The following is a 21,956-nucleotide window of genomic DNA, read 5'->3' as shown; positions in this document are numbered from 1 at the left end:
ATGTGGTGGCTCTACCTGTACGTCGGCCTCTCGACCGCCGGCATCCTCGTACTCGGCGTGCTGGCCGTCCGGGTCTTCGCCGAGGTTCAGCGGCTGGCCGGGCAGGTGGCCAGGAGCACCGACGACCTCACCCGCGCCGCCGAGCGGTTGAGCCGGGCCGCGGAGCCGCTCATGGAGCGCGCCGGGGACATCTCCCGGACATGACGCGGCGCCCGCCCGGGCCCTCCGGACCTGGCGTGATTCCCGGGCCCGCGCACCGGGCCCGCCCGGCCGTCGTCCACAGGCCTCGTTCCCGGCCGTCCCGGAGGGTACGCTGCGTAACGTGGCCCCATGAGTGAGCGGCGGGGGTCGCACTTGGAAGTTGCCGACGGGTTGCCGGTCGTTTACCACCGCACGCTACGATCGCAGCCAGTACGGCGGTGCGGACACCTGTCCGGGTCGCCGAAGACAAGGACCCACGCCGCCCTCGGTGAGAAGGTAGACACTTATGCTCGGCAATCTCAAGCCCCTCGAGATCGTCCTCATCCTTCTCGTCATCATCTTGCTGTTCGGCGCCAAGAAGCTTCCCGACATGGCCCGGTCGCTCGGCAAGTCGGCCCGCATCCTCAAGAGCGAGGCCAAGGCGATGAAGAAGGACGACGAGGCTCCGGTGGCCGACACCCAGACCGCCGAGTCCGCGCCGGCCGCACCGAAGACGATCCAGGCCGCGCCCGGTGACGTGACCAGCGCCCGCCCGGTGTCGGAGCCGAACCACACCACCCAGGGCTGACCCCGGCCCGCTCCGGTTCGCAACAAGCCGCTGACGGCTGCCGCACGAGACGAGGACGTGGGTGCTCAAGTCTGCCCGCAAGCAGGAGAAGGATCCCGAGGGGCGGATGCCGCTCGCGGACCACCTGCGTGAGCTGCGCAACCGGCTGCTGAAGTCGGTCCTGGCGATCATCGTCGTCACGATCGTCGCGTCGTTCTTCTACCGCGACATCATCCAGTTCTTCATGCACCCGGTCCTGAAGTCCGTCGGCTGTGTGGACGGCAAGATCAAGGGCGCGGACGGCCAGCCGTGCGCGGAGATGACCGTGAACGGGCTGACCGGCCCCTTCGCGATCGCCATGAAGGTCTCCCTGATGGCCGGGCTGGTGGCCACGACGCCGATCTGGCTCTACCAACTCTGGGCGTTCCTCGCGCCGGGACTGCACACCAAGGAGAAGCGCTACGCGATCTCCTTCGTCGCCGCGGGCGTCCCGCTCTTCCTGGGCGGCGGCTACCTCGCTTACGTGATCCTGCCGCAGACCGCGCAGATCATGATCGACCTGACCGTCGACGACGCGCGCAACCTGTTCCCGCTCGACGACTACCTCGACCTCGTCGTGCGTATGATCATCGTCTTCGGCTGCGCCTTCGAGCTGCCGCTGCTGCTGGTCCTGCTGAACTTCACCGGGGTGCTCACCGCCAAGCGCATGCTCAGCTGGTGGCGGGTGATGGTCCTCGGTATCACCATCTTCGCCGCGGTGGCCACGCCCACCGGCGACCCGTTCTCGATGACGCTGCTCGCGGCCCCCATCGTCTTCCTGTACTTCGGGGCCGTGGCGATCGCGTTCTTCAACGACCTCCGCAGGCGCCGCCGCCGCGAGGCCGATCCGGACTTCGCGCTCGACGACGACGAGGCGTCCAGCCTCGACCACATCCCCGAGCAGGTCGGCGCCGGGCCCACCCCGCCCGCGCTGGAGCGCCCCACCGACGACTTCGACGACGCGACCTGACCGCGACCCGAGCCGGGGCCGGCTCTGCCGCCGGCCCTCGGTCCGATCTCGACGGGGAAGGTGCGGCGCGAAGCGCCTCGCTGTAGGGGTGGTGGCGGGCGACGGGTGGGCGCGCGGTAGGGTCCGCGCGTGACCAGCGACATCACCCTCTTCGTCAACCCCACCGCGGGACGCGGCCGTGGCGCGCACGCCGCGCAGCCGGCCGCGCGCGCGATGCGGGAGGCCGGCTTCACCGTCCGCACGGTCGTCGGCGAGGACGCCGCCGACGCCCTCGTGCGGGCCCGTGAGGCGGTCGCCGCGGGGACCCGGGCGCTGGTCGCGGTCGGCGGCGACGGGATGGTCTCGCTGGCACTCCAGGCGGTGGCCGGCACCGAGACCCCGCTCGGGGTGATCGCGGTGGGCACCGGCAACGACTTCGCCCGCGCCACCGGGCTGCCCGTTCGCGACCCCGCGGCGGCCGGCCGCGTGACGGCGGACGCCCTCAAGGACGAGCGCACCCGGGCCGTCGACCTGGGCAAGGTGGGGGACCGCTGGTTCGGGACCGTCCTGGCCTCCGGTTTCGACTCGCGGGTCAACGACCGTGGCAACCGCATGCGTTGGCCCACCGGGCGCTTCCGCTACGACGTGGCGATGCTCGCCGAACTCGCCGCCCTGCGCCCGATCCCGTACCGCATCCGGTTCGACGACGGCCCGGAACGGGAGATCGAGGCGACTCTGATCGCCGTCGGCAACGGGTCGTCGTACGGCGGCGGCATGCGGATCTGCACCGACGCGGTCCTCGACGACGGGCTGTTCGACGTCACCGTGGTCGGCCCGTGCAGCCGCACCACGCTGCTCACGGTCTTCCCGCGGGTCTACCGGGGGACCCACCCCACCCACCCGAAGGTCACCGTGCACCGGGCGGCGCGGGTCCGTCTCGCCGCGGACGACGTGACGGGGTACGCGGACGGCGAGCGGATAGGGCCGCTGCCGATGACCGCGGTGACGGTGCCGGAAGCTGTACGCCTGCTGGTCTGATGTTTGACGGCGCCGGTGCGATATACGGTCCGCCGCATGTCCGGACGTCGATACGAATAAAAGATCACGCGGTGTGTCGGTGGGGGCCGGTACGCTCGGATACAAGATGAGCGATGAGATGTCCCCCTCCGAGCGCTACGCCGCAGCCAAGCGTCGCGCGGCCGATCAGGCCACTGCCCTCGCGCCGTTCCGCGCGCTGTACGACTTCGACCTGGATCCGTTCCAGATCGAGGCATGTCAGGCTCTGGAGGCCGGAAGCGGAGTGCTGGTCGCCGCGCCGACCGGCTCCGGAAAGACCATTGTCGGCGAGTTCGCCGTCCACCTCGCCCTCTCCGAGGGCCGCAAGTGTTTCTACACCACCCCGATCAAGGCGCTGTCGAACCAGAAGTTCAGCGACCTCGTCAAGCGGTACGGCGCGGACAAGGTCGGCCTGCTGACCGGTGACAACAGCGTCAACGGCGACGCCCCGGTGGTCGTGATGACCACCGAGGTGCTGCGGAACATGCTCTACGCCGGATCCTCGGCGCTCGACGGCCTCGGCTATGTCGTGATGGACGAGGTGCACTACCTCTCCGACCGCTTCCGCGGCGCCGTCTGGGAAGAGGTGATCATCCACCTCCCGCAGTCCGTGACGCTGGTGTCGCTGTCGGCGACCGTCTCCAATGCCGAGGAGTTCGGCGACTGGCTCGACACCGTGCGCGGCAGCACCGAGGTGATCGTCTCGGAGCACCGTCCGGTCCCGCTGTGGCAGCACGTGTTGGCCGGCCGCCGGATGTACGACCTCTTCGAGGAGAAGGAGGGCGCCGCCGAGACCGCCCGCCGCGAGGTCAACCCCGACCTCGTACGCCTCGCCCGCATGGAGAACCAGCGGACGGTCCACCCCCGCGACCGCTACAAGCGCGGGTACGAGGCGGACCGCGAGCGCGAGCGCCGCTCGGCCGGCAAGGTGTGGACGCCCAGCCGGGCCGACGTGATCGAGCGGCTCGACTCCGAGGGCCTGCTGCCGGCCATCACCTTCATCTTCAGCCGGGCCGGCTGCGAAGCGGCCGTCCAGCAGTGCCTCTACGCCGGGTTGCGGCTGAACAGCGACGAGAACCGGGAGCGGGTCCGGGCCATCGTCCAGGAACGCACCCGGGCCATTCCGGACGAGGACCTGCACGTCCTCAAGTACTTCGAGTGGCTGGAGGGCCTGGAGCGCGGCGTCGCCGCCCACCACGCCGGCATGCTGCCGACCTTCAAGGAGGTCGTCGAGGAGCTGTTCCTCAAGGGCCTGGTCAAGGCGGTCTTCGCCACCGAGACGCTGGCGCTGGGCATCAACATGCCGGCCCGCTCCGTGGTGCTCGAGAAGCTCGTGAAGTGGAACGGGGAGACGCACGCCGACATCACCCCCGGTGAGTACACCCAGCTGACCGGCCGCGCCGGGCGGCGCGGGATCGACGTCGAGGGCCACGCCGTCGTGCTGTGGCAGCGCGGCTTCGACCCGGGCGCCGTCGCGGGACTGGCCGGCACCCGTACGTATCCACTGCGCTCGTCCTTCAAGCCGTCGTACAACATGGCGGTCAACCTGGTCGGCCAGTTCGGACGGCACCGCTCGCGGGAGCTGCTGGAGACCTCCTTCGCGCAGTTCCAGGCGGACCGGTCGGTCGTCGGGATCTCCAAGCAGGTGCAGCGCAACGAGGAGGGGCTCGACGGCTACAAGGAGTCGATGACCTGCCACCTCGGCGACTTCGACCAGTACATGGCACTGCGCCGCAGGCTGAAGGAGCGCGAGGCGGAACTGTCGCGGCAGGGCATGACGCAGCGCCGGGCCGCGGCGTCGGATGCGCTGGAGAAGCTCAAGCCGGGCGACATCATCCATGTGCCGGCGGGCAAGTACGCCGGGCTCGCCCTGGTGCTCGAACCCGGTGTCCCGGCCGGTCGCAGCCCCGGCCACCGGCGGCACGAGGACCATCAGGACGGTCCGCGTCCGCTGGTGCTCACCGCCGAGCGGCAGGTCAAGCGGCTGGCGCAGATGGACTTCCCGGTTCCGGTCACGGCCGTCGACCGGATGCGGATCCCGAAGTCGTTCAATCCGCGCAGCCCGCAGTCCCGCCGGGACCTGGCCTCCGCGATGCGGACCAAGGCGGGGCACTACGAGCCGGAGCGGCACCGCAAGTCGCGGGCCGCGGCGGCCGACGACACCGAGATCGCCCGGATGCGCACCGAGATCCGCGCGCACCCCTGCCATGGGTGCGATGAGCGCGAGGACCACGCCCGCTGGGCCGAGCGCTATCACCGGCTGGCGCGCGACACCAAGCAGTTGGAGCGGCGCATCGAGGGCCGCACCAACACCATCGCGCGGACCTTCGACCGGATCTGCGGGCTGCTCACGGAGCTCGGCTACCTCAAGGGCGAGCAGGTCACGGCCGACGGCCGCCGGCTCGCCCGGCTCTACGGCGAGCTGGACCTGCTGGCCAGCGAGTGCCTGCGCGAGGGCGTCTGGGAGGGCCTCGGCCCGGCCGAACTGGCGGCCTGCGTCTCGGCGTTGGTCTTCGAGGCACGGCAGTCCGACGACGCGCTGGCGCCCAAGCTCCCGACCGGCAACGCCAAGGAGGCGCTCGCCGAGATGATCAGGATCTGGGGCCGGCTCGACGCCCTGGAGGAGGACCACCGGATCCACCAGACCGAGGGCGTCGGCCAGCGCGAGCCGGACCTCGGCTTCGCCTGGCCGGTCTACCGCTGGGCGTCGGGCCACGGCCTGGACGCGGTGCTCGGCGACGCCGAGATGCCGGCCGGCGACTTCGTGCGTTGGTGCAAGCAGGTCATCGACGTCCTGGGCCAGATCTCCGACGCGGCCCCGGAAGACAGCCCGGTCCGCAAAACCGCCCGCAAAGCGGTCGAAGCCCTCCGCCGCGGAGTAGTCGCCTACTCCTCTGTCGGCTGAGCCTTTGCGGTAGCCCGTCACCCCGCCCACCGGATCACCCGGGGGGCGGGGTTTTCGTTGTGCCCGATCCCCTTCCGGCTGCGCCGAGCCGCGCGAAACTCGCGATGTATCGCGCTTGTCGCGATCCCGCAAACGCGATATGCTCGGCCACGGATATACGGGAGCGAGGTGAGGGTGATGGCGAAGCGGCGGAAGTTGTCGAATCCGTTGGCGCTGGCGGTGATGGCCACGCTGGGGGAGCGGGCGATGCATCCGTATGAGATCGCACAGGTGCTCCGGCAGCGGGGGAAGGAGCAGAGCATCAAGATCAATTACGGTTCGCTCTACACCGTCGTCCAGAACCTCGAGAAGCACGGATTCGTCGAGATCGCCGGTACGCAGCGGCAGGGCAACCGCCCCGAGCGGACCCTGTACGGACTGACCGAGTCCGGTCGGGTGGAGATGCACGACTGGCTGGCGGATCTGGTGGCCGTGCCGGTGCGGGAGTATCCCGCGTTCGAGGCGGCGCTCTCGTTGATCCTCATGTTGCCGCCGGACGAGGCGATCGGTCTGCTCGGGGAGCGGGTCGCGAAGCTGGAGATCCAGGTCGCCGCCATCCGCGGGGTGCTGGACAAGCTGGACGGCGACCTGCCGCGGATGTTCCTCATCGAGACCGAGTATCAGGTGCACATGGTCGAGGCGGAGATCGCCTGGACGCGCGGCTTCCTCGCCGAACTGGCCGAGGGAACGGTCTCCGGGGTCGCCGAGTGGCGGTCCTGGCAGGAGAGCGGCGAGATCCCCGGCGAGTGGGCGGAGATCGAGGAGCGGGTCGCGGACTCCGGGATCGGCGAACAGTTCCGGGAGCACATGAAGGAGCTCTGACACCGGGGCGGCAGCACCCCCGAAAAGCACCCCCTAAACGACAACTCCGGCGCCCGCTGCGGGAACAGCGGACGCCGGAGGCGTAACCCATCGACCGGACAACCGCGAGAAGCAGGTGCCAGGCGATCCAGGTGCGGCACACCCAGGATAACCGGCGCCCTTCCCGCGATCGGTTCGGCAGACACCGGACACCGATATGCGGAGGCACGTCATGACCACCACCCGCGCGCCCGCTGTGGCGGCGCACCACCTGATCAAGACCTATCCCGGCGGTATCACCGCCCTGGACGGCATGGACATCACCGTCGGCGCGGGCACGGTCTTCGGACTGCTGGGCCCCAACGGCGCCGGCAAGTCCACCACCGTGAAGATCCTCACCACGCTCGCCCGTCCTGATTCCGGAACCGCGATCGTCGCGGGACATGACGCGCTGCGCCATCCGGACCGGGTCCGCCGGGCCATCGGCGTAGTCGCGCAGAAGTCCGGCGCGGACCCCGTCGCCACCGGCCGGGAGAACCTGATCCTCCAGGGGCGGCTGTACGGGCTCAGGGGCGCCGAGCTGACCCGGCGGGCCGACGAGTTGCTGGACCGCTTCGACCTCACCGACGCCGCCAAGCGGATGGTGAAGACGTACTCCGGCGGCATGCAGCGCCGGCTGGACGTGGCCATCGGGCTGGTCCACCGGCCCGAGGTGCTCTTTCTGGACGAGCCCACCACCGGTCTCGACCCCGAGGCGCGCACCGCCATGTGGGAGGAGATCTCCCGGCTGGCCGGCGACGAGGGACTGACAATTCTACTGACCACCCATTACCTGGAAGAAGCCGACCGGCTCGCCGAGCGCGTCGCGATCGTCGACCGCGGCCGGGTGGTCGCCGAGGGCACCCCCGACGAGCTGAAGGGCGAGCTGCACGGCGACGCCGTCCAGGTCGTGCTGCGGGAGGACACCGGCGCGGTCGACGCCCGGCTGCTGGAGACCGCGCTGTCGGAGTTCGCGGGCGTCCGGGAGGCGGTCGTCGACGGCCGCCATCTGCGGGCCCGCGCCGACGACGGCCCCTCCGCGGTGCCGCACGTGCTCGCCGTCCTCGAACGCGAGGGCGCGACCGTCGCCTCCGTGACCGTGGCCCGGCCCTCCCTCGACGATGTCTATCTGCGCTACGCCGGCCGCCGCTTCGCCGACGCCGACGCCGGTGACGGCGCCCCCGTCCCCGCCACCGCCGGAGGTGCCCGATGAGTACCGCGACCCTGAACCACACCTGGTACATGACGCAGCGCCAGCTGATGGCGATCCTGCGGCAGCCGGCCTTCCTGGTGATCACCCTGGTGCAACCGGTGATCTGGCTGTTCCTCTTCGGCTCCCTGTTCCGCAAGGTCGTCGAGCTGGGCGGCTTCGGCACCACGTCCTACCTGGACTACCTGGTGCCCGGCGTGGTGGTGATGAGCGCCCTGTCCTCCAGCATGTGGGCGGGCATGGGCACCCTCGAGGAGATCGAACGCGGCACGCTGAACCGCTTCCTGGTCACCCCGGTCAGCCGGGCGGCGCTGATGAACGCCAACGTGGTGCAGCAGGGCATCAGCACCGCCCTGCAGTCCGTGGTGATCGTGCTGCTGGGCAAGCTCGGCGGCGCCGACTACCCGGGCGGTGCCACTGGGCTGCTGGTCCTGGTCGTCGCGGCGATCCTGCTCGGTACGGTGTTCGGCGCGTTCTCCAACGCGCTCGGCATGCTGGTGCGGCAGCGCGAGAGCATCATCGGCATCAACACCTTCCTGCTGCTGCCGTTGACGTTCCTGTCCTCGGCCTTCATGGCCGTGACGCTGATGCCGTCCTGGATGCGGCACATCGCCGCCTTCAACCCGGTCAACTGGGCGCTGGTGGCGGGACGTTCGGCGATGGCGGCCGACCCCGACTGGGGCTTGGTGCTCAGCCGTGGCGGCGCGCTGCTGGCGCTGGCGGTAGCCGCGGTGTGGCTGTCCACCCGCACCTTCCGCGCCTACCAGAAGTCGGTCTGAGGATCGTTCACGGAAGGCGGCCGGGCCCGGACCATTCCGGGCCCGGCCGCCTTCCGCGTCAGGAAGTGGCCGGAGCCGACTCCTGCTCCTGCTCGACCTGCTGGTTCCACTCACGCTTGGACGCCTGCCAGCCGTCCTCGTCGGCGCCGCGCCGCCAGTAGCCGGAGATGGAGAGCTGCTCCCGCTCCAGACCGCGGTCGATCCGCAGATGGCGCCGTAGTTCCTTCACGAACGTCGCCTCACCGTGCACGAAGGCCTGCGCGGTGCCCGGCGGGAACTCCAGGGCCCGGACGGCCTCGACGAGCGCGGCGCCGATCGGCCGGTCGCCGCGGTGCAGCCAGACGATGTCCGCCTTCCCCGACGGAGTGATCTCCTGCTCCTCCGCGGGGCCCGCCACCTCGATGAACGCCTTCGCGAGCGCTCCTTCCGGCAGCCGCTCCAGGGAGGCGGCGATGGCCGGCAGGGCGCTCTCGTCACCGGCGAACAGGTGCCAGTCGGCATCCTCGCCGGGCGAGTAGGCGCCGCCGGGGCCGGCGAACAGCACGTGCTCACCGGGCCGGACCCGGGCCGCCCACGGGCCGGCGATGCCCTCGTCGCCGTGGTGCACGAAGTCGACGGTCAGCTCCACCGCCTGCGGGTCCCAGGCGCGCACGGTGTAGGTGCGGGTGCGCGGCCATTGGTCGCGGGGGAAGTCCCGGCGGACCGTCTCCAGGTCCATGGGCTCGGGGTACGCGACCCCGTCCACCGGGAACTGCAGCTTGATGTAGTGATCGGTGTGCTCGCCCGCGTCGAAGTCCGCGAGCTGCTCGCCGCCGAGCACCACGCGGATCATGTGCGGGGTGATGCGTTCGGTGCGCAGCACGCGCGCCCGGTTGAGCTTCGGGGTCCTGCGCGCCGGACGGTCCGCCATGGACTGTTCCCACCCTTCGTCGGGTACCTCATATCAACTTAGGTGAGCCTAACCGATCGGTGCGCTACGGCGTCAGCCAGATATAGCAGGCGAAGCGTCCGGTGGTCTGCTCCCGCCGGTACGAGAACAACTCCTTCGACTCGATGGTGCAGCGCGGGTCGTGCCGGACCCCGGTCACCCCGGCCCGGGTCAGCTGCCCGACGATGCCCGCCCGTACGTCCAGCCCGGCGGTGCCCTGGGTGGTGGTGGCCCACGCCTCGGGAACCGTGGCGCAGACCTCCTCGCGCATCGCGTCGGGCACCTCGTAGCAGGAGCCGCAGGCGGTCGGCCCGATGAAGGCGACGACGCGGGCCGGGTCGGCGCCCTTGGCGACCATGGCGTCGACGGTGGCGGGCACGACTCCGGCCACCGTCCCCACCCGCCCGGAGTGTGCGGCGCCGACGACCCGGGCCACCGGGTCGGCCAGCAGCACCGAGGCGCAGTCGGCGGCCAGCGCGACCAGCGCGAGGCCGACTTCGGAGGTCACGACGGCGTCGACCGGCGGCGCGTCGGGACCGAAGGGCGCCGTCACCTCCGCCACCGTCGCACTGTGCACCTGGCGCATGAGCACGACACGGGACGTGTCGAGACCCAGCTCGAACGCGGTCAGTTGCCGGTTGCGGCGGACGGCGGCCGGGTCGTCGCCGGTGGCCCCGCCGAGGTTCCTGCTGTCGTACGGGGCCCTGCTCACCCCGCCGTGCCGGTCGGTGACGGCGTACCGCACTCGTGGCGCCAGTTCCATGCGCTGTCTCCCTCGGTCGGGCTGTCGTCCGAGCAGCGTACGGGCTCGGCCGGCGTGAGCCGGAGACGGCCGCCCGGGCTCAGCGCGCGGGTATGGCCGCCCCGGGCTCAGCGCGCGGTACGGCCTGCGAGGGCCTCCACCGCGGCGGCGACCGCGTCCGGGCTGGAGATCATCGTCAGATGGCGGGCGCCCGGGATGAGAGTCGGGGCGGGGGCTCCGACGCGTTCGGCGGTCTCCGCGGGGGTCTGCGCGCTGAACACGTCGTCCCGCTCGCCGAAGACGGCCGCTTTGGGCAGGTCCACCCCGCGCAGCCCCGCCAGCCGGTCGGCGGACACCCCGGGTACGCCCTCGCCGAGCATGCTCCACAGCGCGCCCTCGGCGCCCGCCACCCGCAGCGGCCGGCGCCACTGGTCGAGCCCGGCGCCGTCCAGCCGTGGGCAGCCGGGCCCACACTGGGAGTCGTACACCTTGCGGATCAGCCAGTCGGAGCCGAGGCCGAGCCGCAGCAGGGTGGTGCGGTACGGGTCGATCAGCGCGTAGCGCAGCCCGGGCGGCGGCCCGGCGCCCGTGTCGAGGGCGTCACCGTCGAGGAGCATCACCCCGCCGATCCGTCCGGGCGCGCGCAGCGCGGCCTCGGCGACCATCGCCGCGCCGCTGGAGTGGCCGACCAGGATCGGGCGCTCGCCGGGACCGCCCAGCCGCACGGCGTCGAGGAAGCCCAGCAGCTGCCGGGTGAGGTGATCGACCGTGTAGGGGCCGCTCCGCTCGCTGTACCCCGAGCCGGTCAGGTCCAGGGCGTACACCCGGTGGTTCCGCGCGAGCAGCGGGGCCAGCCGCGACCAGGTGTCCGCCGACTCGAACGCCCCGTGCACGAGGACGACCGGCGAGCCCGTCGTCCCCCACCGCTCGTAGCGGGTGTGGATACCGGCCGCCTCCACGTACGTCAGTCCCCGCGGCGGCGCGGCCCGGTCGGAGGTGAACGCGTTGTACGTGAACGACGCCGCCGTCACCGCGACCAGCAGCGCGGCGCACACCAGCGCGGTACGCCGGACCCACCGCCGCATCCGGGAGCGCGGTGGCGTGGGCGCGGGGGCGGGACCTGGCGGCGCCTCCGGCTCCCGCGGGAGGGGGTCCGGCTCGGACTCGTCGTTCGTTCGCATGTGATCCAAGGCGGCTGTCCCGGTCGTCGATGGCCCGTCGGAGGTGGTCCGCCCCCGCAGGACCACTCTCGCCCCCCGCTGCGCTCCGCCGCGTCCGGCGCGAGGAGGGGCCGGCCGTACCGCGTCCGCGGCAGCCGGTCCGCGGCGCGTACTCCCGGGGGAGCAGCGCCGCGGGCGGGGGCTAGCCGTGCAGCCGGACCGGAATCTCCTGCCAGCCGTAGGCGATGAACGACGGCACCTGACGCAACTCCTCGACCTTGGCGGCGAGTTGCAGGTCCGGGAAGCGCTCGAAGAGCGCGGGCAGCGCCGTGAGGGCCTCCATGCGGGCCAGCGGGGCGCCGATGCAGCGGTGGACGCCGACGCCGAAGGCGAGGTGGTCGTCCGACTTCCGGGCGGCGTCGAACTCGGCGGCGTCCGGCCCGTAGTGCTCCGGGTCCTGGCCCGAGGCGGCGTACGTGGTGACGATGGCGTCGCCCGCCGGGATCGTCACGTCCCCGACCGTGATGTCGGAGACGGCGAACCGCAGCGGCAGCGAGGCGATCGACGGCGCGACCCGCAGCACCTCGTCGATGACGCCGTCCCAGCCGATCTCGCCGGCGCGGACGGCCGCCAGCTGGTCGGGGTGGGACAGCAGCGCGACCACGGCGTTGCCGATGAGGTTGACGGTGGTCTCGAAACCGGCGCCGATGACGAGGAGCAGGGTGTAGAGCAGCTCCTCGTCGCTGAGCCGGTCGCCCTCCTCGTCGCGGACCTTGATGAGCTCGGTCGTCATGTCGTCGCCGGGGTGCCCGCTCTTGTAGCCGATGAGAGCGGGCAGCACGGTGCCGATCTGCTGCTGGACGAAGGTGGCGTGCTCCGGGCTGGGGTCGGAGGTGTCCATGATGGCGGCGATCAGCCGGCCGGTGTCCTCGCGCAGGTCGTCGGGGACGCCGAAGAGCTCGCAGATCAGCTGCATGGGCAGCGGGTGCGCGTAGCCGGTCCGTACGTCGACCGGTTCGCCCGAGGCGCCCGCGGCTTCGAGCCCGTCCAGGAGCTCGGCGGTGATCGCCTCCACCCTGGCCCGCATCGCCTCGGTGCGCCGGGCGGTGAAGCTGGGCGCGACGAGCTTGCGCAGCCGGGTGTGGTCGGGGCCGTACGTCGAGAGCATGTTGACCACGCCGACCCAGCCCATGATCCAGCCCCAGGCCGGGTGTTCGCCGACCTCCGCGAAGAGCGACCAGTGCTTGCGCGGGTCCTTGCTGACCCGGGGGTCCAGGATCAGGGCCTTGAGGGTGTCGTAGCCGGTGGGCGCCCAGGCGGGGATCCCGCCCGGCAGTTCGACGGCCACCACCGGACCGAGGGCGCGCAGCCGCGCGCTCTCGGCGGGGATGTCGGCGCCGAACGGGTCGATGGCCACACGGGGGGACACGGTCATGCTCGGTCTCCTGGCTGGTCGGGGATACGCGGGGTGAAGCGGACGGGGAGCGCCTTCAGGGAGCGGTGGAACGGTCCGGGGCGCCAGCTGAGGTCCTCGCGCGGAGTCGTCGCCGTCAGGTCGGGCAGCCACTGGGTGAGCCGCTCGATGGCCTCGGTGGCGATCAGCAGGGCCGGCTGCTTGACGGGGCAGGCGTGCTCACCGGCCCCCCACGACAGGTGCGACGCGTCGCGAGGGTGGTGCGTCCCGGCGAACTCCTGCTCGGAGAAGAGCGCCAGGGCGCCGTACGAGACGACGACGGGAACGGCCGCCTGCACCCAGACGCCGTGGAAGCTCAACGACTCGCGGGCGTAGAGGATGCCGTAGTTCGCCAGCGGGGTCTCGTACCGCAGCACCTCGACGACGGCCTCCATGACCGGGCGCGAACCGCTGGTCAGCGTCGAGTAGTAGGCCGGATTGCCGAGGATGCGGGACAGCGCGTTGGAGACGAGGTTCGCGCTGGGCTCGTGGCCCGCGCCCAGGGTGAGGAAGACCTGCCAGACGACTTCCTCGGGAGTGAGGTCCAGCGGGTGGTCCAGCAGCCAGCTCGTCAGGTCCTCGCCGCGCTGCGCGCTCTTGGCGCCGACGAGCCCCATGACGTAGCTGCCGTACTCGGCCTCGCCCTGCGCGGAGTCGGCCCCACCCTCCATCATCTTGCCGAGCGCCGCTTCGAGCCGACCGCTCTCGCTGTCCGGCAGACCGAACAGGTTGTTGAAGATCAGCGACATCAGGGGGCGCGCGAAGTCGCCGACGAGGTCGGCGCTGCCCGCCGGGCCGAACCGGTTCACCAGGACGTCCACCGCGTGGTGCACCCGCTCGCGCAGGTCGTGCGGCTCCACCAGGGCGAAGGCGTCCACCAGGGTGCGGCGGTAGCGGACGTGCTCGTCGCCGTCGGAGAACAGGGTGTTGGGCCGCCAGCGCATCATGCCGAGGATCGGCGAGTCCTCGGCGACCGTGGCCTCCCAGGGCCTGGGGTCGTGCGACCAGGTCGCCGGGTCGTGCAGCACCTCCAGGGCGGCGCGGCGGTCGGTCACGACGTACGCCGGTATGCCGGGACCGAGTTCGGCCCAACCGATCGGGCCCTGGGCCTTCAGCGCCGCGTAGTAGGCGTGCGGGTCGGCGGCGAAACCGTCCTCCCACAGGCGCACCGGCGCGGACAGCGAGAAGGTCTCGGCGGGGGCGGGGTAAGGAGAGGGGTTCACCAGGTCTCCGGACGGTCGCGGGCTATCAGGTGCTGGACGAGGGCGAGCAGCGAGTCGATCGAGGAGTTGGCGTCCCGGGCGTCGCAGCTCACCATCGGCGTGCCGGGGTCCAGGTCCAGGGAGCGGCGGAGCTGGTCCTCGGTGTAGGACCGCGAGTCGGGGAACGTGTTGAGCGCCACGGCGTACGGCAGTCCGGTCTCCTCCACCAGGCCGAGGACGTCGAAGGAGTCGTCGATACGGCGGGTGTCGACCAGCACCAGCGCGCCGAGCGCCCCGTAGGCGATGTCCGCCCACAGGGAGCGGAAGCGCTCCTGGCCGGGGGTGCCGAAGAGGTACAGCACGACGCCGCCGGCCAGGCTGACCCGCCCGAAGTCGATGGCGACCGTGGTGGTGGTCTTGTCCCGCACCCCCGCCAGGTCGTCGACCTGGACCGAGGCCTCGGACAGGTGCTCCTCGGTGTGCAGCGGACGGATCTCCGAGACCGAGTCGATCAGCGTGGTCTTGCCCACCCCGAAGGGACCCGCCACCAGGATCTTCACCAGGTCGCGGGCGCTGTCCGGCAGGTGCAGGTCATCGGTGCCGTCGCGGGGTCCGGTGCTGGTGCCGGGGCTACTGCTTGAGGGCGCGGAGGCCATCGGCCACTCTCTTCAACAGGTCGGGGTCGTGCAGGGCGGCCGGGGGTACGGGCGGGCGGGCGCTCACCAGCCCCAGGTCGATCAGATCGGCGGCGAGGACACGGACGGCGGAGACCGGCAGTTCCAGCAGGGCAGCGGTCTCCACGACGGTCAGCGAGCCGCCGTCCAGGGCCTTGAGCAGCGCGTGCCGGGCGGCGGGAAGCCCGTCGGGGACGTGTTCGTCCCCGGTCAGCAGCGAGAGGCGCTCCAGGCTGTTGCGGGTCGGACGCGCCACCCCGCCGGTCGACAGATACGCGGGGACCAGGGGGCGGCCGCTCCGGCGGCCGGTCATACCGGAGAGCCGCCATCGACTCCCCGGGGCGCGGCGGCCATCGCCTTCTCGCCGAGCCGCGCCACCTGCGAGTGCACCCGGTGGGCGAGCAGGTCGAGCCGCACCTCCGGGTCGCCGAAGGCGGCCACGACGGTGCCGTGCGTGGTGGGCGCGACCAGGATGTAGCCGTGGTCGGACTCGATGACGATCTGCCGGATCTGCGCGTCGCCCCGGTCGGCGAAGGCCGCCGCGGCGGCCCGGCACGCGCCCTGCACCGTGCTGGTGATCGCGGCGGTGCGCTCGGCGGTGGCCTGCGACAGCGCCGCGGAGAATCCGGAGACCAGGCCGTCCCTGGTGAGCAGGACGGCTGCCCGGACGTGCGGGATCTCCAGAATCGGGTCGAGCACCCAGCCGGTGTCACCGGCTTCTCGGCTGGTCATCGCGGGTCGTTCCCTTCGAGTTCGAGTGCGGATCGGGCGGCGGCGGTGCCGGACTGCAGGGCTCCGAGTGCGGCCGCCGCCTCCTCGGGGGTCCGCTCCCGCACCCGCGGCGCGGCCGGTTCTGCGGCCTCGGTCCTGGCGTGGTCGGACGTGACGTGATCGGACGTGCCGTGGCCGGAGGTGGGGTGGTCGGACCTGACGTGGGCGGTCGCGGTGTCGGCGCGGACCCGGCGGCGGCGCTGCGGCAGGACGTCGCCGTCCGGCGCGGGTTCGTGGCTGACGGCGGGGCGCGCGGCGATCGGGGCCGCCGGCAGGGCCTGGGCGGGTGCCGCCGTGCCGTGCGCCGTGTCGCCGTGCGCCGTGTCGTTGTGCGGCGTCCTGCCGTGCGGCACCGGCCGCGGCTCGGGGGCCGGCTCCGGGCGGGTGGAGCGCGGGGTGCTGGCCGCCGGCGGCCGTTCGACCGGGTCGATCCGGCTGAGCAGGTGGTTCTTGACGAGCAGCACCGCACGGACGCCGCCGTAGGGCGACGGCGACGACAGGTCGACGGACAGGTCGAACTTCCGGGTCAACTGGCCGATCGCCGCCAGTCCCATCCGGGGCGGGTCGCCCAGCTCGGACAGCAGGATCGGGTCGCGTCCCGCCACCATCCGCTGCGCGTAGGCCCGTTCGTCCATGGCCATGCCGACCCCGGCGTCGTCGATGGTGATCGAGACGCCGTGGTGGGCGCGTTCGAGGTGCACGACGACCTCGGTGTCCGGGGCGGAGTGCCGCAGCGCGTTGTCGAGGAGCTCGGCGACGATGATCGCGACGGGTTCCACGGCGTGCGAGACGAGCGCCATGCCCGACTCCAGGTGGTTGTTGATCTGCACCCGGTGGTAGCCGACGAGCCGGGACTGGCCACCGGTCACCGCCTCCACCAGGTGGGACTCCTCGCGGGCCAGGCCCACCCAGGCCCCGCACACCACGGCGGTGACCTGCGCGCGCCGCAGCGACTGCTCGTTCTCGTGGTCGAGGGCGAACAGCGTCTGCGACAACTCCGGGTCGTCGTAGCGCTCCTGCATGCCCCGCAGCACGTCCTGCAGCCGGTACAGCCCGGCCTGGATGTCCCGGGTGGCGCCGCGCATGCCCGCGCGGGCGGCCGCGTCGACCCGCTTGCGCTCCTGCGCGATGGCGGTCAGCAGCCCCTCCAGGACGCTGTCCAGGCCCGCGCCCACCGGAGTGCCGTCGACCTCGGGGTGGAGGGGGCCCGGCACCTGGATGTGCGGGTGGGCGGCGCGGGTGGCCTCGGCGGGCATGCGCTGGTGCGCCAGATGGACGATCTCGGCGGTGAACGCCTCGGAGGAGCGGCCGATCTCCTGCCGGGCGCCGTCCAGGTGGGAGCGCAGGGCGGCGATCTCCTCGCCCTGCCGGGCCTGATGGCGGCGCGAGCGCAGCAGCCCGCCCCCCAGGACGAACGCCAACACGGTCCCGGCGGCCAGGCCGCCGGCGGCCAGGTCCGGTATCTCGATCATCGAATGGACCTCAGGGAGATCAGGGAGCGGGGGAGACGGTGCGGGATCCGCCCCGAAAGCGGATCCGCACAGTACACACTGCGATCGACTGGTCTCGCACTGTTTTGGAAGAAGATCCTTTGGAATTTGGCCATCAACGGACCGGTTCTGTCCGAAGTGTCGGACTGCGCCTCAGGGTTGCAACGCAATCAGGCGTGCGTGCCAGGCGTCGCGGGCCAGGCGGGACTTCCGCAACACCCTTCAGCGAGCCTCGCCCAGCGCGGCCAGCAGCCGCATCAGGGAGCCGCCCAGACCCCATTGCGCGGCGAGGGCTTCGAGGACCTCGGGGTCGGCCGGCTCGCGGGGGAGTGCCGGGTCGAACGCGGGGAGGGGGACGTCGGGGGCGACCGTGACGACCTGGGGGGCGACGTCCAGGTACGCCGAGGCCTGCACGATGCCCTTGCGCTTGGCGGGCGTGAGCTTGGAGACCGGGTCCGCGGCGGCCCGCCGGACGCCCGCCAGGTCGCCGTACTCGCCGATGAGCTGCGCCGCGGTCTTCTCGCCGATGCCCTTCACCCCCGGCAGGCCGTCGCTGGCGTCACCGCGCAGCGCCGCGAAGTCGGCGTACCGGTCGGCGCGGACTCCGTAGCGTTCGCGGATGACGTCCTCGGTGATGAGGTCGCAGTCGCCGACACCCTTGCGGGGATAGAGCACCCGCACGCCGCGGGCGTCGTCGACCAGCTGGAACAGGTCGCGGTCGCCGGTGACGATGTCCACCGGCCACCGGGACCGGCCGGCGAGGGTGCCGATGACGTCGTCCGCCTCGTAGCCCGCGACGCCGACGCGCGCGATGCCGATGGCGTCCAGCACCGCCTCGATCACGGGGACCTGCGGCGAGAGCGTGTCGGGGACCTCCTCGGTGTCCGGGCCCGAGGTGCCCGCGGGCGCCTCCTCGGCCACGCGGTGCGCCTTGTACGAGGGGATGAGGTCGACCCTCCACTGCGGCCGCCAGTCGGCGTCCATGCAGGCGACGATCTCGTCGGGGCCGTGGTCGGTGACCAGGCGGGTGATGAAGTCCAGCAGCCCGCGCACCGCGTTGACGGGCGTGCCGTCGGGTGCCTTCACCGACTCCGGGACGCCGAAGTAGGCGGCGGAAATACAGGCTCGCGGTGTCGAGCAGGAGCAGCTTGTTCGGGTGCGCGTCAGTCACCCGGTCAGCATGGCACGCCCACGCGGGGTGATTCCGGTGCCGCCGCGCCGCGGCCGCACGGCGCCGGTGGGACGGAACTGCGGACGGGGCGGGGTGTGAGCTGGGTCTCCCCCGGGTTTGCGCCCGGCGATCGCGGGCAGCGGCGGGTCTTGAAGTGAGCGACCCACAAGCGGGGGCTGTGCGTCGCTCTCCCTGCGAGCCGTGAGGTATTTGTGTCAAGGCTGCAAGTCGAGCATCTGTACAAGGTCTTCGGGCGACAACCCGAAGCGGCGGTCCGACGGCTCGAAGCCGGTGCGGACCGGGACGAGCTGCGGGAGGACGGCGTCACAGCCGCCGTCATCGACGCCTCGTTCGAGGTGCGGGAGGGCGAGGTCTTCGTCGTCATGGGCCTGTCGGGCTCGGGCAAGTCCACCCTGCTGCGCACGCTCAACGGGCTCCTTCCCCCCACTGCCGGCCGGGTGCTCTTCGACGGCCGGGACCTCACGGCACTGAACGACGCGGAACTGCGCCGCGTGCGTTCGCACAGCATCAGCATGGTCTTCCAGCACTTCGCGCTCTTCCCGCACCGCAGCGTGCTGGAGAACGCGGCCTACGGCCTCGAGGTACAGGGCGTCGCCCGTGCCGAGCGCGAGCGCCGGGCCGGCGAGGCACTGGAGCTGACCGGACTCGGCGGCTGGGAGAAGTCCTGGCCCGACGAGCTGTCCGGCGGCATGCAGCAGCGCGTGGGACTGGCCCGCGCGCTCGCCACCGAGGCCCCCGTCCTGCTGATGGACGAGGCGTTCAGCGCGCTGGACCCGCTGATCCGCCGCGAGATGCAGCAGCAACTCGTGGACCTGCAGAAGACCCTGCGCAAGACCATCGTCTTCATCACCCACGACCCCCACGAGGCGGTGCGCCTGGGGAACCGGATCGCGGTGATGCGCGACGGCCGGATCGTGCAGAACGGCACCGTCGAGGAGCTGCTGCTGCAGCCCGCCGACTCCTACGTCGCCTCCTTCATGGAGGACGTGGACCGGGCCCGGGTGCTGGCGAATCTGGGCGCGCGCTCCTCCGCCGCCACGGACTCCTCCACCACCCGGGGCTCCTCCACCACCCCGGGCGGCTCCCTCACGGAGAAGGCGGCGGCCGATGCCTAGACTCCACCTCGGCGACTGGATCGACAGCGCCGTCACCTACCTCCGTGACCACTTCGCCTGGCTTTTCGAGATCATCACCAACGTCGTGTCCGGGATGTACGACGGCCTGGACGCCGTGCTCGGCGCCCCGGCGCCGCTGCTGCTGGCCGGGATCCTCGCGGTCCTCGCCTGGTGGCTGCGCGGCCCGACCGCGGCCGTGCTCACCTTCGCCGGATTCGCGCTGATCGATTCGATCCAGCAGTGGGACCAGGCGATGGCGACGCTGTCGCTGGTGCTGGTGGCCACCGTGATCACCATCGTGCTCGCGGTGCCGCTGGGCATCTGGGCGGCCCGCAACCGCACCGTCAGCGCGGTGCTGCGGCCGGTCCTGGACTTCATGCAGACGATGCCCGCCTTCGTCTACCTGATCCCGGGCATCTTCTTCTTCGGCGTGGGCCAGGTGCCCGGCGTCATCTCCTGCATCGTCTTCGCGATCCCGCCGGGCGTCCGGATGACCGAACTGGGCATCCGGCAGGTCGACGCCGAGCTCATCGAGGCCGCCGAGGCGTTCGGCACGACCTCGCGCAACACCCTGCTGCGGGTGCAGTTGCCGCTCGCCCTGCCGACCATCATGGCCGGCATCAACCAGGTCATCATGCTGGGCCTGTCCATGGTCGTGATCGCGGGCATGGTCGGCGGCGGCGGCCTGGGCGCGTCGGTCTTCACCGCGATCAGCCAGGTCAACGTCGGGCTGGGCTTCGAGGGCGGCATCTCCGTGGTGATCCTGGCCATGTACCTGGACCGGATGACCGCCTCGCTCGGCACCCGCGTCTCCCCGCTCGGCCGCCGCGCCACCGCGGCCCTGACGTCGCTGCGCGGCACCCGCGTGTGGAACTACCGGCCGCAGACCAGCGTCGCGATGGTCGGCGTGGTCGTCCTCGCGCTGGTCGCGGGCGGCATGAACATCTTCGGCGGCTCTGCCGACACCAACACCGCCGCCGCGGGCAAGAACGTCGGCGACGGCCGCCCGGTGAACATCGGCTACATCCCGTGGGACGAGGGCATCGCCTCCAGCTTCCTGTGGAAGGAGGCGCTGGAGCAGCGCGGCTACGCGCCCAAGCTCTCGCAGTACGACGTCGGCGCGCTCTACACCGGGCTGTCCGCCGGGAAGCTGGACTTGCAGACCGACGCCTGGCTGCCGACCACCCACCAGTCGTACTGGGACAAGTACAAGGACACCCTGGACGACCTGGGCTCCTGGTACGGCCCCACCTCGCTGGAACTCTCCGTTCCCTCCTACGTCAAGGGCGTCGACTCGCTGGCCGACCTCAAGGGGAAGGGCAGTCAGTTCAAGGGCCGGATCATCGGTATCGAGCCGGGCGCCGGCATGATGAAGACGCTCAACGACAAGGTGCTCAAGCAGTACGGCCTGGAAGGTGAGTACCAGGTCACCACCGGCAGCACCGCGAGCATGCTCGCGCAGCTCGACCGGTCGCTGAAGGCCAAGGAGCCCGTCGTCGTCACCCTGTGGTCCCCGCACTGGGCCTACAGCAAGTACGACCTGAAGAAGCTCAAGGACCCGCAGGCCGCCTGGGGTGCGGGCGACGGTCTGCACACCCTGGCGCACAAGGGCTTCGCGGCCAAGGAGCCGCAGGTCGCCCAGTGGCTCAAGGACTTCAAGCTCACCGAGGCACAGCTCAGCAGCCTCGAAGCGGCCATCCAGGACGCCGGGCAGAACCACGAGCAGGACGGCGTGCGCGCCTGGCTGAAGAAGAACCCCGGCCTGCTCGACAAGATGGCGCCGGTGAAGAAGGCCGCGGGCGACACCCCGGGCAAGGACGCCGGAGCCGCCCCGAACATCGGCTACTTCCCGTGGGACGAGGACATCGCCACCACGTACCTGTGGCAGGCGGTCCTGCAACGCCGGGGCTACAAGCCGAAGATGGCGCAGTACGACGTCGGGTCGATGTTCACGGCCATGGCCGACGGGCAGGTGGACGTCGAGTTCGACGGGTGGCTGCCGGTCGCGCAGAAGCAGTACTGGGACAAGTACCGGGCCAACCTCGTCGACCTGGGAGCCTGGTACGAGAAGACCTCGCTGGAGATCGCCGTCCCGTCCTACGTCAAGGACGTGAAGACGCTCGCCGACCTCAAGGGCAAGGCGGGCCTCTTCAAGGGCCGGATCATCGGCATCGAGCCGGGCACCGGCGAGATGAACCTGCTCAAGAGCAAGGTGCTGCCGGCATACGGCCTCGACAAGGAGTACCAGGTCACCACCGGCAGCTCACCGAGCATGCTCGCGGAACTGGAGCGGGCCTACGCGAAGAAGGAGCCGGTCGCGGTCGTGCTGTGGTCCCCGCACTGGGCCTACAGCAAGTACCAACTGACCAAGCTCGCGGACCCGCAGCAGTCCTTCGGTGCGAACAACCAGATCAAAACGCTCGCGCACCAGGACTTCCCGCAGAAGTACCCCGAGTTCGCCGGCTGGCTCAAGAAGTGGCACATGACCGAGGCGCAGCTCGGCAGCCTGGAGAAGCAGATCCAGGACGCCGGCCAGGGTCATGAGGCGCAGGGCGTCGAGAAGTGGATCGCCGCCAACCCGGGAATCGTCGACGCGATGGCGCCGGTGGCTTCCTGAACAGACCGCCCGGCCGCGCGACCTGACACCGTGCGCCGGGCTCCGAC

General features: G+C 71.5%; 19 protein-coding genes and 1 pseudogene. 10 read left to right on the top strand and 10 right to left on the bottom strand.

The annotated features are described in order from the left end of the window. The 8 genes from M2266_RS07350 to M2266_RS07315 all read left to right on the top strand — a co-directional run bounded on the left by M2266_RS07350 (nt 1) and on the right by M2266_RS07315 (nt 8,565). Nucleotides 1-204: a hypothetical protein gene (locus M2266_RS07350; protein ID WP_277437422.1), complete on the top strand. Its 204-nt coding sequence runs from the start codon at nt 1-3 to the stop codon at nt 202-204. Between the two features lie 283 nt (nt 205-487). Then, nucleotides 488-769 (top strand): Sec-independent protein translocase subunit TatA, encoded by a 282-nt coding sequence (gene tatA / locus M2266_RS07345; RefSeq protein ID WP_277437421.1) that lies wholly within the window; start codon nt 488-490, stop codon nt 767-769. A gap of 61 nt (nt 770-830) precedes the next feature. Further along, nucleotides 831-1,757, top strand: a complete 927-nt coding sequence (tatC, locus tag M2266_RS07340; RefSeq protein ID WP_277437420.1) for a twin-arginine translocase subunit TatC — start codon at nt 831-833, stop codon at nt 1,755-1,757. Nucleotides 1,758-1,886: 129 nt separating this feature from the next. Then, complete coding sequence (locus tag M2266_RS07335) at nt 1,887-2,774, top strand: diacylglycerol kinase (RefSeq protein ID WP_277437419.1); 888 nt, start codon at nt 1,887-1,889, stop codon at nt 2,772-2,774. Between the two features lie 106 nt (nt 2,775-2,880). Then, the gene (locus tag M2266_RS07330; RefSeq protein WP_277437418.1) at nt 2,881-5,697 is read left to right on the top strand and encodes a DEAD/DEAH box helicase; all 2,817 of its coding nucleotides are present in this window, start codon (nt 2,881-2,883) and stop codon (nt 5,695-5,697) included. A 177-nt stretch (nt 5,698-5,874) separates the two neighbouring features. Next, complete coding sequence (locus tag M2266_RS07325; protein ID WP_277437417.1) at nt 5,875-6,558, top strand: PadR family transcriptional regulator; 684 nt, start codon at nt 5,875-5,877, stop codon at nt 6,556-6,558. Nucleotides 6,559-6,769: 211 nt separating this feature from the next. Continuing rightward, nucleotides 6,770-7,789 carry an ATP-binding cassette domain-containing protein gene (locus tag M2266_RS07320; protein ID WP_277437416.1) on the top strand — a complete coding sequence of 340 codons (1,020 nt, stop codon included), beginning with the start codon at nt 6,770-6,772 and terminating at the stop codon, nt 7,787-7,789. Then, entirely contained in the window at nt 7,786-8,565 is a 780-nt protein-coding gene (locus tag M2266_RS07315) for an ABC transporter permease (RefSeq protein WP_277437415.1), read from the top strand. The genes M2266_RS07320 and M2266_RS07315 overlap by 4 nt, the downstream gene beginning before the upstream one ends. Nucleotides 8,566-8,623: 58 nt before the next feature. Here the strand turns inward: M2266_RS07315 and M2266_RS07310 are convergent, their stop codons facing one another. From M2266_RS07310 to M2266_RS07265, 10 genes and pseudogenes are all read right to left on the bottom strand, one after another. Further along, complete coding sequence (locus tag M2266_RS07310; RefSeq protein ID WP_277437414.1) at nt 8,624-9,475, bottom strand: siderophore-interacting protein; 852 nt, start codon at nt 9,473-9,475, stop codon at nt 8,624-8,626. Nucleotides 9,476-9,539: 64 nt separating this feature from the next. Beyond that, the gene (pgeF, locus tag M2266_RS07305; RefSeq protein ID WP_277437413.1) at nt 9,540-10,256 is read right to left on the bottom strand and encodes a peptidoglycan editing factor PgeF; all 717 of its coding nucleotides are present in this window, start codon (nt 10,254-10,256) and stop codon (nt 9,540-9,542) included. Nucleotides 10,257-10,363: 107 nt separating this feature from the next. Continuing rightward, on the bottom strand, nt 10,364-11,416 hold the full coding sequence (locus tag M2266_RS07300) for an alpha/beta hydrolase (RefSeq protein WP_277437412.1): 1,053 nt from the start codon (nt 11,414-11,416) through the stop codon (nt 10,364-10,366). A gap of 181 nt (nt 11,417-11,597) precedes the next feature. Then, nucleotides 11,598-12,830: a cytochrome P450 gene (locus tag M2266_RS07295; protein WP_277437411.1), complete on the bottom strand. Its 1,233-nt coding sequence runs from the start codon at nt 12,828-12,830 to the stop codon at nt 11,598-11,600. Further along, a complete protein-coding gene (locus M2266_RS07290; RefSeq protein WP_277437410.1) occupies nt 12,827-14,071 on the bottom strand; it encodes a cytochrome P450 in 1,245 nt (414 codons plus the stop codon). The genes M2266_RS07295 and M2266_RS07290 overlap by 4 nt, the downstream gene beginning before the upstream one ends. After that, entirely contained in the window at nt 14,068-14,706 is a 639-nt protein-coding gene (locus M2266_RS07285; RefSeq protein WP_277437409.1) for an ATP/GTP-binding protein, read from the bottom strand. The genes M2266_RS07290 and M2266_RS07285 overlap by 4 nt, the downstream gene beginning before the upstream one ends. Continuing rightward, nucleotides 14,681-15,037, bottom strand: coding sequence for a DUF742 domain-containing protein (locus tag M2266_RS07280; protein ID WP_277437408.1), 357 nt, complete (start codon nt 15,035-15,037; stop codon nt 14,681-14,683). Before M2266_RS07280 ends, M2266_RS07285 begins: the two co-directional genes overlap by 26 nt. Next, nucleotides 15,034-15,456 (bottom strand): roadblock/LC7 domain-containing protein, encoded by a 423-nt coding sequence (locus tag M2266_RS07275; protein ID WP_277437407.1) that lies wholly within the window; start codon nt 15,454-15,456, stop codon nt 15,034-15,036. Before M2266_RS07275 ends, M2266_RS07280 begins: the two co-directional genes overlap by 4 nt. Then, a complete protein-coding gene (locus M2266_RS07270; RefSeq protein WP_277437406.1) occupies nt 15,453-16,967 on the bottom strand; it encodes an ATP-binding protein in 1,515 nt (504 codons plus the stop codon). Before M2266_RS07270 ends, M2266_RS07275 begins: the two co-directional genes overlap by 4 nt. A 240-nt stretch (nt 16,968-17,207) precedes the next feature. Next, a pseudogene (locus tag M2266_RS07265) lies at nt 17,208-18,132 on the bottom strand (5'-3' exonuclease). 236 nt (nt 18,133-18,368) lie between these two features. On the opposite strand from M2266_RS07265, the gene M2266_RS07260 reads away from it, so the two are divergent. Both M2266_RS07260 and M2266_RS07255 read left to right on the top strand, forming a co-directional pair. Further along, nucleotides 18,369-19,292, top strand: a complete 924-nt coding sequence (locus M2266_RS07260) for a glycine betaine/L-proline ABC transporter ATP-binding protein (protein ID WP_277437405.1) — start codon at nt 18,369-18,371, stop codon at nt 19,290-19,292. After that, nucleotides 19,285-21,909 carry an ABC transporter permease/substrate binding protein gene (locus M2266_RS07255; RefSeq protein WP_277437404.1) on the top strand — a complete coding sequence of 875 codons (2,625 nt, stop codon included), beginning with the start codon at nt 19,285-19,287 and terminating at the stop codon, nt 21,907-21,909. The genes M2266_RS07260 and M2266_RS07255 overlap by 8 nt, the downstream gene beginning before the upstream one ends. The last annotated feature ends 47 nt before the right edge of the window (nt 21,910-21,956 follow it).

This window comes from Streptomyces sp. SPB162 (assembly GCF_029504575.1).
GTDB lineage: Bacteria > Actinomycetota > Actinomycetes > Streptomycetales > Streptomycetaceae > Actinacidiphila.
The sequence above is the reverse complement of the archived record's forward strand: the minus strand, read 5'-3'. Positions and strand labels throughout refer to the sequence as shown.

Bases quoted from the DNA above. Each gene is read 5' to 3' on its own strand.
- M2266_RS07255 (WP_277437404.1), top strand. From the start codon at position 19,285: ATGCCTAGACTCCACCTCGGCGACTGGATCGACAGCGCCGTCACCTAC.
- M2266_RS07275 (WP_277437407.1), bottom strand. From the start codon at position 15,456: ATGACCAGCCGAGAAGCCGGTGACACCGGCTGGGTGCTCGACCCGATT.
- tatA (WP_277437421.1), top strand. From the start codon at position 488: ATGCTCGGCAATCTCAAGCCCCTCGAGATCGTCCTCATCCTTCTCGTC.
- M2266_RS07300 (WP_277437412.1), bottom strand. From the start codon at position 11,416: ATGCGAACGAACGACGAGTCCGAGCCGGACCCCCTCCCGCGGGAGCCG.
- M2266_RS07295 (WP_277437411.1), bottom strand. From the start codon at position 12,830: ATGACCGTGTCCCCCCGTGTGGCCATCGACCCGTTCGGCGCCGACATC.
- M2266_RS07350 (WP_277437422.1), top strand. From the start codon at position 1: ATGTGGTGGCTCTACCTGTACGTCGGCCTCTCGACCGCCGGCATCCTC.
- M2266_RS07330 (WP_277437418.1), top strand. From the start codon at position 2,881: ATGAGCGATGAGATGTCCCCCTCCGAGCGCTACGCCGCAGCCAAGCGT.
- M2266_RS07285 (WP_277437409.1), bottom strand. From the start codon at position 14,706: ATGGCCTCCGCGCCCTCAAGCAGTAGCCCCGGCACCAGCACCGGACCC.
- pgeF (WP_277437413.1), bottom strand. From the start codon at position 10,256: ATGGAACTGGCGCCACGAGTGCGGTACGCCGTCACCGACCGGCACGGC.
- M2266_RS07310 (WP_277437414.1), bottom strand. From the start codon at position 9,475: ATGGCGGACCGTCCGGCGCGCAGGACCCCGAAGCTCAACCGGGCGCGC.
- M2266_RS07320 (WP_277437416.1), top strand. From the start codon at position 6,770: ATGACCACCACCCGCGCGCCCGCTGTGGCGGCGCACCACCTGATCAAG.
- M2266_RS07270 (WP_277437406.1), bottom strand. From the start codon at position 16,967: ATGATCGAGATACCGGACCTGGCCGCCGGCGGCCTGGCCGCCGGGACC.
- M2266_RS07315 (WP_277437415.1), top strand. From the start codon at position 7,786: ATGAGTACCGCGACCCTGAACCACACCTGGTACATGACGCAGCGCCAG.
- M2266_RS07325 (WP_277437417.1), top strand. From the start codon at position 5,875: ATGGCGAAGCGGCGGAAGTTGTCGAATCCGTTGGCGCTGGCGGTGATG.
- M2266_RS07280 (WP_277437408.1), bottom strand. From the start codon at position 15,037: ATGACCGGCCGCCGGAGCGGCCGCCCCCTGGTCCCCGCGTATCTGTCG.